Origin of the sequence: Paenibacillus sp. cl123 (genome assembly GCF_900101595.1) — a bacterium.
Taxonomy (GTDB): domain Bacteria; phylum Bacillota; class Bacilli; order Paenibacillales; family NBRC-103111; genus Paenibacillus_G.
Map to the genome: position 1 here is coordinate 153,958 of NZ_FMYY01000003.1, position 12,714 is coordinate 166,671.

10 protein-coding genes are annotated in these 12,714 nt (G+C 54.5%); all 10 read left to right on the forward strand.

From position 1 onward, the window contains the following. Window positions 1-471 precede the first annotated feature (471 nt). The 10 genes from BLR08_RS07285 (at window position 472) to BLR08_RS07330 (ending at window position 12,711) form a co-directional block, all read left to right on the forward strand. Window positions 472-1,635 (forward strand): Gfo/Idh/MocA family protein, encoded by a 1,164-nt coding sequence (locus BLR08_RS07285; protein ID WP_072328534.1) that lies wholly within the window; start codon window positions 472-474, stop codon window positions 1,633-1,635. Between the two features lie 17 nt (window positions 1,636-1,652). Further along, window positions 1,653-2,759 carry a Gfo/Idh/MocA family protein gene (locus BLR08_RS07290; RefSeq protein ID WP_072328535.1) on the forward strand — a complete coding sequence of 369 codons (1,107 nt, stop codon included), beginning with the start codon at window positions 1,653-1,655 and terminating at the stop codon, window positions 2,757-2,759. A 4-nt stretch (window positions 2,760-2,763) separates the two neighbouring features. Continuing rightward, entirely contained in the window at window positions 2,764-3,600 is an 837-nt protein-coding gene (locus tag BLR08_RS07295) for a sugar phosphate isomerase/epimerase family protein (RefSeq protein ID WP_072328536.1), read from the forward strand. Window positions 3,601-3,694: 94 nt separating this feature from the next. Continuing rightward, on the forward strand, window positions 3,695-4,543 hold the full coding sequence (locus BLR08_RS07300) for a helix-turn-helix transcriptional regulator (protein ID WP_072328537.1): 849 nt from the start codon (window positions 3,695-3,697) through the stop codon (window positions 4,541-4,543). Window positions 4,544-4,834: 291 nt separating this feature from the next. Next, entirely contained in the window at window positions 4,835-5,344 is a 510-nt protein-coding gene (locus tag BLR08_RS07305) for a DinB family protein (RefSeq protein WP_072328538.1), read from the forward strand. Between the two features lie 5 nt (window positions 5,345-5,349). Beyond that, window positions 5,350-6,474, forward strand: coding sequence for a DUF3231 family protein (locus BLR08_RS07310; protein ID WP_256328331.1), 1,125 nt, complete (start codon window positions 5,350-5,352; stop codon window positions 6,472-6,474). Window positions 6,475-6,667: 193 nt separating this feature from the next. Next, window positions 6,668-7,171 (forward strand): GNAT family N-acetyltransferase, encoded by a 504-nt coding sequence (locus BLR08_RS07315; RefSeq protein WP_072328540.1) that lies wholly within the window; start codon window positions 6,668-6,670, stop codon window positions 7,169-7,171. A 107-nt stretch (window positions 7,172-7,278) separates the two neighbouring features. Beyond that, entirely contained in the window at window positions 7,279-7,551 is a 273-nt protein-coding gene (locus BLR08_RS07320) for a hypothetical protein (RefSeq protein ID WP_143151531.1), read from the forward strand. Between the two features lie 169 nt (window positions 7,552-7,720). Continuing rightward, window positions 7,721-11,884 carry a response regulator gene (locus BLR08_RS07325; RefSeq protein ID WP_072328542.1) on the forward strand — a complete coding sequence of 1,388 codons (4,164 nt, stop codon included), beginning with the start codon at window positions 7,721-7,723 and terminating at the stop codon, window positions 11,882-11,884. After that, window positions 11,884-12,711, forward strand: a complete 828-nt coding sequence (locus BLR08_RS07330) for a CheR family methyltransferase (protein ID WP_072328869.1) — start codon at window positions 11,884-11,886, stop codon at window positions 12,709-12,711. Before BLR08_RS07325 ends, BLR08_RS07330 begins: the two co-directional genes overlap by 1 nt. Window positions 12,712-12,714: the final 3 nt, after the last annotated feature.

A 12,714-nucleotide genomic window follows, 5' to 3' on the forward strand; every position in this document is an offset into this window, starting at 1 on the left:
ACAATCCGTATAGTGTGAGCGCTGGTCGGGTACCTCACACATAGTTTTGTCCAACACTCTGACGCGGTTAGAAAGGCTTACCATACATAGCACATACCTTGGCCGCTGTCGGACGCGTTGATTTAAACGGAAGAGCTGTTACTATATTTTGCCGAGTTTGTCATCAGGCGGGTGCTGCCGACCGTGGACAGGCGCCGCCGAAACCAGAGTATGTCCCTTCATACGGATCCCCTCGATCATATCCGGTTTATCTGCCATGACCTTATTTCGCTTGACTATCAGATGCTCGCATTTTCGGCTAAAAACCATTCCAGCCTCGATAACGCCATACGCCCACAGCAACCAGAGTTAAATAAGCATGGAGAATTGGGCAACACTAGTGAAGTGCGGCGGCCGGGTTCGTGCTACCATTAAGGAAGGCAAGAAGCTGATAATTCATAAATAAAGCGATCCCGAAAGGAATGTGTCTTCATGGCGAATGTAAGAATCGGCTTGGTCGGTCTTGGCAATATGGGCACGGGCCACGCGAAGTATTTGATAGACAATGAGGTGCCGAACGGCCAATTGACGGCTGTCTGCGACATGCGGGAGGACCGGCTGGCTTGGGCGGCTGAGCATCTCGGCGAAGGCGTTAAGCGCTACAACAGCTACGAGGCGCTGCTCGATTCCGGCGAGGTGGATGGCGTGCTGATCAATACGCCTCATTATTTCCATCCGGAGCAGGCGATTCAAGCGCTGCGCAAAGGCTTGCACGTGCTGATCGAGAAGCCGGCCGGCGTTTACACGAAGCAGGTTCGGGAAATGAACGAAGTCGCCAAGGAGTCGGGACGCGTGTTCGGCATCATGTATAATCAGCGGACGAACCCGCTGTACGCAAAGCTCCGCGATTTGATCAGCTCCGGCGAGCTGGGCGAAATACGGCGCACGAATTGGATTATTACCGATTGGTACCGCTCCCAAAGCTATTATGATTCGGGCGGCTGGCGCGCGACATGGGCTGGGGAAGGCGGCGGCGTGCTGATCAATCAGGACCCGCATCAGCTCGATCTGTGGCAGTGGACGATCGGGATGATGCCGACACGCATTCGGGCTTTCTGCTCCTTCGGCAAACACCGCAACATCGAAGTGGAGAACGAAGTGACGGCTTATGCGGAATATGAGAACGGGGCAACAGGCGTGTTCGTCACTTCAACCTGCGAAACGCCAGGAACAAACCGGTTCGAGGTCACCGGCGACCGCGGCAAAATCGTCATCGAAGACGGGACCATGACGTTCCACCGTCTGCGGGTGTCGGAGTCGGAGTTCAACCGCACGTTCAAAGGCGGCTTCGGCCAGCCGGAATGCTGGAAATTCCCTGTTCCCGTCCAAGGATCAAACCCTCAGCACAAGGGCATCACGCGCGACTGGGTAAGCGCAATTGCGAACGGTACTCCGCTGCTGGCTCCGGGCGAAGAGGGCATTAAAGGGCTGATGATCTCCAACGCGATGCTGCTGTCCACCTGGACCGATAACTGGGTCGATCTGCCGATCGACGAGGAGCTGTTCCTGGCCAAGCTCCAGGAGCGCATCGACGCATCGAACACGGAGAAGAAAGCCGGCGAGTACAAAACGCTAGAAGTAGGCGGAACGCATTAAGTAAGGAGGACAAGCGAATGGTAGATGTCAATAACGGAATGAATTATGCGCCGGAAGGCAAGCCGAGCCCGGTCGTCAAGGCAGGCGAGTTCACGTTCGCGGCTATGGCGCTGGATCACGGCCATATTTTCGGAATGTGCAACGGTCTGATCGAGGCTGGCGCCGAGGTGAAATGGGTCTATGATCCGGACCCGGCCAAGGTGGCGGACTTCCTGAAGCGTTATCCGCAGGCGAAGGCCGCTTCCTCGGAGCAGGATATCCTGCAGGACCCCGAAGTGAAGCTGGTTGCAGCGGCGGCGGTTCCGTCCGAGCGCGGTCCGCTGGGCGTTAAGGTAATGAAGCATGGCAAAGACTATTTTACGGACAAAACGCCGTTCACAACGCTGGAGCAGCTGGCGGAAGCCCGCGAGACGGTCAAGGCCACCGGCCAGAAATATGCAGTCTATTACAGCGAGCGGCTTCATGTGGAGAGCGCGATCTTTGCCGGCAAGCTGATCAAGGACGGCGCGATCGGCCGCGTCGTGCAGGTGCTTGGACTTGGGCCGCACCGTTTGAACGCGCCATCGCGTCCGGACTGGTTTTTCCAGCATGAGCGCTACGGCGGCATTTTATGCGATATCGGCAGCCATCAGATCGAGCAGTTTCTGTATTTCACCGGCAATACGGATGCCAAGGTCATGCACAGCAAGGTAGGCAATTTCAACAACCCGCAATATCCGGAGCTGGAGGATTTCGGGGACGCGACTTTGATTGGGGACAACGGCGCCACCGGCTACTTCCGTGTGGATTGGCTGACTCCGGACGGTCTCGGCACCTGGGGAGACGGTCGGACGATCATTCAGGGGACGAAGGGATATATCGAGCTGCGGAAATATATCGATGTAGGCCGGGAGCGTACGGGCAACCACATCTTCCTCGTTGACGAGAAGGGCGAGCATTATCTGAACGTGACCGGGCAGGTCGGTTACCCGTTCTTTGGCGAGCTTATCCTGGATTGCATCAACCGCACTGAGCTGGCAATGACGCAAGAGCATACATTTAAAGCGGCGGAGCTCTGCCTGAAGGCGCAGCTGCAAGCCGTTCACATCCAAGACGAGGCAGTTGTCCGCGCAGAAGGAGTGTAACGGAATGAAGTTATCGGTGTTTACCGTATCGGCACCGGATCTGACGCCTGAGGAGCTGGCCGCTGCGGCCAAGGAAGCGGGCATACACGGCATCGAGTGGCGCTATAAGGATGTGCCGGCAGACGCTGCGGGGGAAGCGCCGTCGTTTTGGCGCAACAATCTGTGCTCGATTCCCGAACAGGGAGGAGCTGCCGAATGGGACCGTTTCAAGGCGGCGGCCGATTCGCAGGGGCTTGTATCGCTCAGCGTGACGCCTTATCTGAGCGTGGGCGATCTCGAGGCGACCGAGCGTGTGCTTGCCGCCGCTCGTCACATCGGCGCCTCGTATATCCGTCTGGCCGTGCCCGGCTACAATCGGACGCGCAATGCCCGCGAGCTGTTCGACGAGGGATTGGCTTATCTGCGTCAGGCGGCGCCGCTCTGCAAGGAGTACGGCGTCAAGGGGCTGATCGAGACGCATCACAATACGATATCCGCCAGCGCCAGCGCGGCGTACCGGCTGGTTGAGAGCTTTGACCCGGATACGATCGGCGTCCTTTATGACCCGGGAAATATGGTGTATGAGGGCTACGAAAATTACCGGTTCGGCATGGAGCTGCTCGGTCCGTACCTGGCCCATGTGCATGTGAAGAACGCGGTTTGGAAGCCATCCGAAGAAGATGGAGTCTGGAGCGCCGGCTGGAGTCCGCTGTTCCAGGGCATCGTGTCTTGGAAACAGGTGATTGAGGATCTCCAGGCTATCGGCTATGACGGTTATCTCGGCGTCGAAGACTTCAGCAGCCAATTCGGGACGAAGGACATGCTGCGTCATTATGCGGACCATATTAGCCGGCTGCTGTAGCTTGCCGGGAAACGGAGCAGGCGGGGACTACGATTGTATCGGCATGCCGTCTCATGGTATGCTGGGAAAAACACCGAACGCTTCGGAGGTTCCCATGTATCCAAGGAAGACGGATTCCGATTTGATCTTTACTTATACGTACAAGGCGGATAGACCCTTACAGCCTGCTTTTCATTCCCATTCGCATTATGAAGTCTATTATTTTCATGGCGGGGTATGCAATTATTTGATCGGGGACCGGATCTATGTGCTGGCTCCCGGCGATCTGATCCTGATGAACGGGATGACGCTGCATTGCGCCAAAACCGATCCTGCGGTGCCGTATGTGCGCTCGATGGTCCACTTTGAGCCGGCTGCTCTCCAGCCGCTCCTGCCCGCTTATCCGCAGGTTCCGATCTTCCAACCTTTCCAGGAGCTTGGGAACTACAGGCTTCGTCTGACAGGCGGGGACCGTGAGGAAGTGGAGGCTATCTTTGCTCGGATGCATGAGTTTCAGCAGCGTGGGGACGCGATCGGGGCTTATCGGTGCCGGCTGGCCTTCTCGGATCTGCTGTGCCTGATCTACGCGCATTGCCTGCAGCCGATGCAGGACCGGAGCGATCAGCCGGTCGAGAAGGAGCGGACGGCCCAGCAAATCATTTCCTATCTGGAGGCGCATTACACCGAGGATTTGCGGCTGGAGCAGCTGCAGCAGGATCTGCACCTGAGCAAATATTACGTATCCAAGCTGTTCAAGGAAGTAACGGGCGTCACGATCTTCGATTTCATTTATCAGCGCCGCATTAACCAGGCGCGGATCGAGTTTCTGCTCGATCCGAAGCTGCCGGTCACCGAGGTATGCTTCAAGGTCGGCTTCAAGCATCTGGCGCACTTCAGCCGCGTATTCAAGCAGCAGGTGGGGCAGACGCCGGAGCGATATAAGCGGGCGATTGCGGGAGCTTAAGCGGATTTTTTATAGTAGTAAGAGGAGGACGGCGTCTGGGGACGCCGTTTTTTTCGTGCGAGCCAGCTAAGCTTGGCCAAACGGACCAGCGTCTTGGTCAAACTGATTCAACTGTTGAAGCAACGGAATAGCGACCGAGGGGTGCTGAAGCGGATTAGTCCGTGGTTGCCGGATATTTATGCTATACTAATCAGAGATTTCGTCACCGGCAATGGTATATAATAGAATATGTCAGCCGGATATATTATATCGGGCAGCGTATTTATTTCAACTCTACAAGGAGAGATGAGGATGTACACGAGCGTAAACGCATTTCTGGAGGACTGCAAGCAAGAGGCGGAGCTGACGTTGAAAGTTCTGGACAAGCTGACGGACGAATCGTTGAAGAAAGCCGTTTCAGACGCTCAGCAGCGGACATTGGGCGATTTGGCTTGGCACCTGGTAGGCAGCTACAGTGCTTTTTTGGAGTCGGCAGGTTTGCAGATGGAAAGCCCGGACCTTTCGAAGCAGCCGGATTCCGCGGCCGATATCGCCCATACTTATCGCAAGGTTCATGATATGGCTTCATCGGCGTTGAAGGAGCAATGGACGGATGCCAAGCTTCCAGAGAAGCTGCTGCTGTTTAACTTTATCGATACGACATACGGCGGCGTATTGCAATATTTGATCCGCCATCAAATTCACCATCGCGGCCAGATGACGATTCTCATGCGTCAGGCGGGACTTCAGGCCCCGGGCATCTACGGGCCAAACGAAGAGGAAACCGCAGCCATGCATGCAGCCGGCGCGACAAAAGGATAGATCCATTGAAAGAGGCAGCGCCGACTCGGCGTCTGCCTTTTGCTTTTTTCAGCAAATCGCTCATATTTTGTCTCTTGCTGGGTAAGTTAAATAATACTTCTACACCTTCCGACTCCAAGAAAAGAGGGTTATGTATTATGAAATCGGTACTCACAGGAACAGAAATGGGGAAGCTCTGGGCGACCTATATCGGAAACACGATGGGTAAGTGTATGCTTAGTTATTATTTAAAGCATATAGATGATCCCGAGATTAAAGTGGCTTTAGAATATGCATTGGATTTAAGCACTACGAACATCGAAACGATTGAGGTTTTCTTTAAAGAGGCTGATTTCCCTATTCCCATCGGATTTACCGACCGTGACGTGGACTTGAATGCGCCTCGTTTATATATTGATGAGTTTTATCTGCATTACTTGAGATATGCGAGCAAAGCGGGAATGAGTCTCTACACGATTGCGGTTCCTCTGGTAACAAGAAGAGATATTCGGGATTTTTTTATAAAATGCGTTGAGGAAACGATGAAATTGCAATCTCTGGTTGCCGTAATTTCAGAATCAAAAAACGAGCTTATGAATGCGCCTGTTATTCAGCCGCCCGAGAGAGTTGATTTTGTACATAGCAAAAAATTTCTAGGCTCATTTATTAATGAAGGCAGACCTCTGCAAGGCTTGGAAATTGCGCATATCTTCGGAAACCTGAATAATGATATCACAAGCAAAGCGCTTATAATCGGATTTGCTCAAGTAGCCAATGACAAGAAGGTAAGAACATTTTTAGAGCGCGGAAAAAATATTAATCAGAAGCATATCGAATTGTTAACGGAAAAGCTGTCTCAGGACGGATTGCCCTCACCGACACTCAAGGATCATTTTGTGACCTCTTCCACGGTCTCACCTTTTTCTGACAAGCTGATGGTTTTTCACAAGCTGGACATGTTTAATGTGAAAATTAGGGAATATGCCAATGGTATTTCGTTGAACGGAAGAAAGGATATCGGAGCCTTATTTGTGAGATGCCAAGCGGAAGTGATGTTATATGTGGAGGATGGCGCAAGTCTCATGATTGAGAACGCATGGCTGGAAAAGCCGCCGGAAGCCGTTGACCGCAGTAAATTCATAAACAAATAAGCTCTTGTCAATCCCCGGTACAATCCAGCGGTCACAAGAAGCCACGCCTTGCATCATTTTGGCAAGGGGTGGTTTTTTCTTATGCTTAACAGGATAGGAAAGCAAATTCTATCGCTCATATAGTAGTTTTTTTCGAAATGGTGAAATGAAATGAAGGGAACGCGTCGAATAAGGTTAGCAGGGAGGGAAGCTCATGATCACTCGAATCTTGCGCGAATCAGATGCCGAATCTTATCACAAATTACGACTCGAGGCCTTGCAAACGAACCCGGAAGCATTCGGTTCAACGTATGAGCGGGAAGCGGCGTTTACCCAGGCTGCCGTCATAGAGCGGATAAGACCGAATAAAGACAAGTTTGTTCTAGGGGCATTTAATGAATCGGGTCATTTGGTCGGAATCGTTACCTTTATCCGTGAAAGCGGCGTCAAAATGGCGCATAAAGGCCATATATACGGCATGTATGTCGCTGAGGAGATGCAGGGAAAGGGCCTGGGAAAAACGCTCTTGCTTGAATTGATCAGGAAAGCTAAAGAGTGTGACGGTCTGGAGCAGCTGAACTTAACGGTGGTAGCTCATAACGAAGCCGCCAAAAAGCTGTACGGCTCGCTTGGCTTTCAACGTTACGGCGTAGAAAGAAACGCGCTTAAGTATGACGGGCGCTATGCGGATGAGGATTTGATGGTGCTTTGGCTGTAGCCTGTGGAAACGGTCAGATACGACGGTAATCGAGAATTACCGCACAAGCCTAATTGTCAGCTGTATTTATGAAGCAATAAATTCAACTTGGGAAGGCGAATGCCATCATGATTAGACTCACATTCATGTTTAAGCAATTTTTAAGGGAGCCGCTGTGGTTTAAACTGCTTATTTCCGCAGCTTTGCTCGCAGCGATCATAGGCAGCAGCTCCATTTTCTCGGAGAATGCTTATTACCAGAGCGCAGCAAAGCTGGCCGCGGCTGCTTTTTTTCTCACCTATGGCATCAAAATGCGGATGAATCGCAAGGTTTCCTTTCTCTTCTTCGCTTTGGCTGTTATCTGCTTGTACCTGTCCTGGCATAATCTCGTACCCGCTTGATACCGAGTGAGAGGAGCGAACGATCCCGCGGGACGGCGGTTCTGTCCGGCAGCCTGGCTCATCCGGCAGGAATTTGCCCATCTCCGGAGAATATTTCTAGATTATTAAACAGGCGCACCCGTGATGGATGAACGCCGACCCTAGAGCAGACAAAGCGAGGAACGATACGATGGGATGGTTAAAAAACCTGAAATTAATCCATAAGCTTCTCCTGATGACCGCCTTGCCGATGCTCGGCGTTTTGTATTTCTCCATATCGGCTGTAGGAGAGAAGATCCAGCATCTGAACAGCATGAGCCGGCTGGAGGAATTGACGAGGCTGGCGGTGGCAACCAACGAGCTGATTCATGAGCTTCAGATCGAACGCGGCCTGGTGTCGACGATGTTCGGCTCCCGGAAGGAGACCGAGATGTCGGCAATGACGGCTCAGCAGAGAGAAACGGACCGCAGCGTCAATGTCTTCCGGGAAGCTTTCGGGCAAATGGACGGCCGCTTGATGGACAAGTCTTTTTGGAGCGGTTTTGAAACGCTGGCCGAGCGGCTCGATACGATGGCAGAGGTCCGCGCCAAGATGATCGCAGGGCAATCGACTTATGAACAGTCGGTGCAATATTACCGGGACACGGTGTCCCAAGCTTTTCTATCTAATGAGAGTCTGAAGACGTTAAGCCAAGATGTCAGGGTTTCGCAAATGCTATCCGCTCTGCTGAACTTTTCCCGCAGCAAGTATGGAGCGAGCCAGGAGCGCAGCCTGATCTTTGAGGTGCTGTCGCAGAACCGGCTGGAGCCGGCTAATCTGCTGCGGCTTGGCCAAGTGGACAATGAGCAGCGCGTGTACGGGCAAATCTTCGAAACGTTCGCCGATCCCGAGGCGCTGGCGCTGCATAGATCCACGCAATCCAGCCGGGCAGTCGCCGAGATAGCGCGCCAGAGACAGCTTGTGGAGGCGACAGCGCCGGGGCAGTCTGTCAATCTGGACCCCGGTGCTTGGTTTCAAGTGTCTACCGAACATATCGACCAGATGAAGAAGACGGAGGACACCATATCCGAGGCGCTGGTCGCGGAGATGAGAGCTATTCAGCAGGCTTCGCGCAACGAATTGATTGCTGTGGCGGTGACCAACGGGCTGCTGCTCTTGCTGGCGCTGCTCCTTAGTCTGCTGGTTGCGCGCCTGCTGCTGCAACCGATTCGGGAGCTGAAGCAGTCCACTCTCCACATTCTGGAAGGGAGGCTGGAGACGTCGGTGACCGTATCGTCCAAGGACGAGATCGGAGACCTCAGCGTAGCCTTTCAACAGATGATCGACAGCTTGCGCGATGTTATCTATCAGGCAGACCGGATCACGAAGGGCGACTATAGTCAACAGATAACGCCCAAGTCTGAAGGCGATGTACTGAGCATAGCGCTGCGCGATATGCTGACCTCCCTGAAGGAGGCGAGGCTCGAGAACGAGCGGCAATTCTGGCTCAAGACGCAGCTTGCCCGGTTAACAGGCATGTCGCAGGGGCTGGAAAGCCTGGAGAAGCTGGCCAGCCTGCTGATTTCGGAAGTTTGTACGCTGGTGGGAGCGGGCCAAGGGGTATTTTATATTCGGGAGAACACCAATTCCTCCAAACCCGTCTATGTGCTGTACGGAAGTTATGCCTTCCGGGAGCGGAAAAGCTTGTCCAACCGGATCGCGCTTGGAGAGGGCTTGGTCGGCCAGGCCGCTCTGGAAGGCAAGACGATTCAACTGCGCGGAGTGCCTGACGATTATGTGCAGATCGGCTCGGGACTGGGGGCCGCCGCGCCGCTCGCCGTGCTTGTGCTTCCGGTGTTGTTCGAGGAGCGGACAATCGCTGTTCTGGAGCTGGCTTCGTTCAAGCCGTTTACCGAGGTGGAGGAAGATCTGCTGGAGCAGCTGTCGGGCACGCTGGGGGTTGTGATCCAAAGCATGATGAGCAAGCAGCAGACGGAAGAGCTGCTCCACGAGTCGCAGCAGCTGGCGGAGGAGCTGCAAGCCCAGCAGGAAGAGCTGCGGACGGCCAACGAGGAGCTGGAGGAGCAGACCCGGATGCTGAGGCAGTCGGAGGAGAAGCTGCGCGTACAGAGCGAGGAGCTGCAGACCATCAATGAAGAGCTGGAGGAGAAAACGAATTACCTCCAGCTGCAGAAGACGGATATCGAGAAGCAAAACGCGTTCATCCAGCAGTCGCAAAAAGAGCTGGAGGCGAAGGCTGCGGAGCTGGAGCTGACGAGCCGGTACAAATCGGAATTTCTGGCCAATATGTCCCATGAGCTGCGGACGCCTCTCAACAGCTTGCTGATTCTGGCGAAGTCGCTCGCTGCCAATGAGGAGAGGAATCTGACCGAGGACCAGATCGAATCGGCTAAGGTAATTTACAGCGGCGGGCTGGACCTGTTGAGTCTGATCAATGACATTCTCGATCTGTCCAAGGTGGAGGCCGGCAAGCTGGATATCCGGATAGAGCCGGTCCGCCTCGACATGATCGTGCGGAACTTGCAGGTGCAATTCCAGCCGGTGGCGAAGGATAAAAACCTGCGACTGGACATCACGGTGGATAGCGATGTGCCGGAGCTTCTCGTAACGGACGGTCAGCGCGTCGAGCAAGTATTAAAAAATTTGTTGTCCAATGCGTTCAAATTCACACATCGCGGCGCAGTGTCGGTTCATATTTACCGGCCGGAGCAGGAGATTCCTGCGGCTGCCGGACAAGGTGGGGGCGGTATGCTGGCGTTCTCCGTTACTGATACGGGCATCGGCATTCCGCAGAGCAAGCAGCAGGCGATCTTCGAGGCGTTCCAGCAAGCGGACGGCTCTACAAGCCGCAAGTATGGAGGGACGGGGCTTGGGTTGACCATCTCCCGCGAGCTGACCAGACTGCTGGGCGGCGTGCTGCATCTGCAGAGCGAGGAAGGGGCGGGCAGCACATTCACACTGTATTTGCCTCTTGAGCCGGAGGCTGCGGCGGAAGCGTCTCTCCCGGCTCCGCCGGCCGAGGAGATTCGGATAGCGGAACAGCAGGCGGCGGCAGGCGCTTCGCCGGCTGATCATGCCGAACGGGCGGAGGGCGACGGACAGGCCGCTCCGGCAGGACTGTACCCGATTCGGGAGCTTATCCCGGACGACCGACAAGCCTTGACCGCTGCAGGTCAGGAGAAGTCGATCCTGATTATCGAGGACGATCCTGACTTCGCCGCGGTGCTGCGGGATTTGTCCCGCAAGAAGGGCTTCCTGAGCCTGGTGGCGGGAGAGGGCTTCAGCGGCCTTCAGCTGGCCAGGCGATATTTGCCGAGCGCCATCCTGCTCGATCTGGGGCTGCCGGACATGGACGGTCTCAAGGTGCTGGATCATCTGAAGTACGATGACGATACCCGGCATATTCCAGTGCATATTATCTCGGGCATGGATGCGGGGAAAGCTTCCCTGATGAAGGGAGCGGTCGGATTCCTCGCCAAGCCGATCGGGAGCAAGGAGCTTGATGATGTCTTCGAACGGATCGAGCATGTGCTGAACGAGCGCATTAAGCAGGTGCTGGTCATCGAGGACGATACCGGCAACCAGAAGGCCATCTACGAGCTGCTGAAGCATAAGAAGTTAGAAATTCACAGCGCATTTACCGGAGAAGAAGGTATTGAGCGAATCAGAAGCCATGCCTACGACTGTGTGATTCTCGATCTGAAGCTGCCGGATATGACCGGCCAGGAGCTGCTCGACCGGCTTGTCTCCGATCCGGGCATCGAGACTCCTCCGATGATCATCAACACCGGTCAGGAGCTGACGCAAGAGGAGTACAAGGACCTGAACCGGTTCACCGACAGCATCGTCATCAAGGGGGCCAATTCTCCGGAGCGGCTGCTCGACGAGGTTTCGCTGTTTCTCCACAGTGTGCAGAAGTCGCTCCCCGAGAAGCAGCGCCAGATGATCCGGACCGCGCTGGAGTCCGATGAAAGCTTGAAAGGCCGCAAGGTTTTGCTTGTCGACGACGATCTGCGCAATACGTTCGCGTTGTCCCGGCTGCTTCGCCAGCACGGACTTGACGTGGTCATGGCCGACAACGGCAAGCTGGCGCTGGAGAAGCTGGAGAGCGAGCGCGGCATCGAGCTGGTCATTATGGACATTATGATGCCTGTTATGGATGGATACGAGGCTATGCGCCTGATCCGCGGCAACCCGCTCTACGCGCATCTGCCGATCATTGCTCTGACGGCCAAGGCCATGGCCGGCGATCGTGAGAAATGCATCGAAGGGGGAGCCAACGACTATATGACCAAGCCGGTAGACGCCGATAAATTGTTGTCGTTAATTCGCGTATGGCTCTTTGAATCATGATGACGGAGAAAGAAACGGAAAAGCTGGAAGCGGACCTGGTGCTGGAGGCGGTATACCGGGGGCATGGCTACGATTTCCGCCAATATGCGCGCTCCTCGCTGCTCCGAAGGCTGCACTACATCAGGCAAAGGGCCGGGCTCGTCCATCTGTCGGAGCTGATACCGCTCATCCTGCATGATGAAGGCTTTATCCGGGAGCTGCTGACCAATATGTCGGTGACGGTAACCGAGATGTTCCGCGATCCGGACTTTTTCCTGGAGCTGCGGACGAAGGTTATCCCGGTGCTCAAAACATACCCGTTCGTAAAGATCTGGCATGCGGGATGCGCTACGGGAGAAGAGGTATACTCGATGGCGATTCTGCTGCAGGAAGAAGGCTTCTACGACCGCGTCCAGATCTATGCGACCGATATGAATCAGCAATCGCTGCAGACAGCCGAAGAGGGCATCTATCCGCTGGACGCCATCCGCAAATTTACGGTTAATTATAATTTGAGCGGGGGGAAAGCCTCGTTCTCCGACTATTATCATGCGAAATACCAGATGGCCAAGATGAATGAGGAGCTGAAGCGCAACATCGTGTTCACCGCTCATAATCTGGTGACGGATCACGCCTTTGGCGACATGAATATGATTGTGTGCCGCAATGTGCTGATCTACTTCGACCGGCATTTGCAGAATCAGGTGTTCCGGCTGTTCGATCAAAGCCTGATTCACCGCGGGTTTCTATGTCTGGGCAGCAAGGAGTCCCTGGAGTTCTCATCCTTGCGGGGCTCTTATGAGGATGTCTCGGCGCGTTGGCGTATTTTCCGCAAGCCGTTGACCTAGATC

Bases quoted from the DNA above. Each gene is read 5' to 3' on its own strand.
- BLR08_RS07285 (WP_072328534.1), top strand. From the start codon at position 472: ATGGCGAATGTAAGAATCGGCTTGGTCGGTCTTGGCAATATGGGCACG.
- BLR08_RS07290 (WP_072328535.1), top strand. From the start codon at position 1,653: ATGGTAGATGTCAATAACGGAATGAATTATGCGCCGGAAGGCAAGCCG.
- BLR08_RS07295 (WP_072328536.1), top strand. From the start codon at position 2,764: ATGAAGTTATCGGTGTTTACCGTATCGGCACCGGATCTGACGCCTGAG.
- BLR08_RS07300 (WP_072328537.1), top strand. From the start codon at position 3,695: ATGTATCCAAGGAAGACGGATTCCGATTTGATCTTTACTTATACGTAC.
- BLR08_RS07305 (WP_072328538.1), top strand. From the start codon at position 4,835: ATGTACACGAGCGTAAACGCATTTCTGGAGGACTGCAAGCAAGAGGCG.
- BLR08_RS07315 (WP_072328540.1), top strand. From the start codon at position 6,668: ATGATCACTCGAATCTTGCGCGAATCAGATGCCGAATCTTATCACAAA.
- BLR08_RS07320 (WP_143151531.1), top strand. From the start codon at position 7,279: ATGATTAGACTCACATTCATGTTTAAGCAATTTTTAAGGGAGCCGCTG.
- BLR08_RS07325 (WP_072328542.1), top strand. From the start codon at position 7,721: ATGGGATGGTTAAAAAACCTGAAATTAATCCATAAGCTTCTCCTGATG.
- BLR08_RS07330 (WP_072328869.1), top strand. From the start codon at position 11,884: ATGACGGAGAAAGAAACGGAAAAGCTGGAAGCGGACCTGGTGCTGGAG.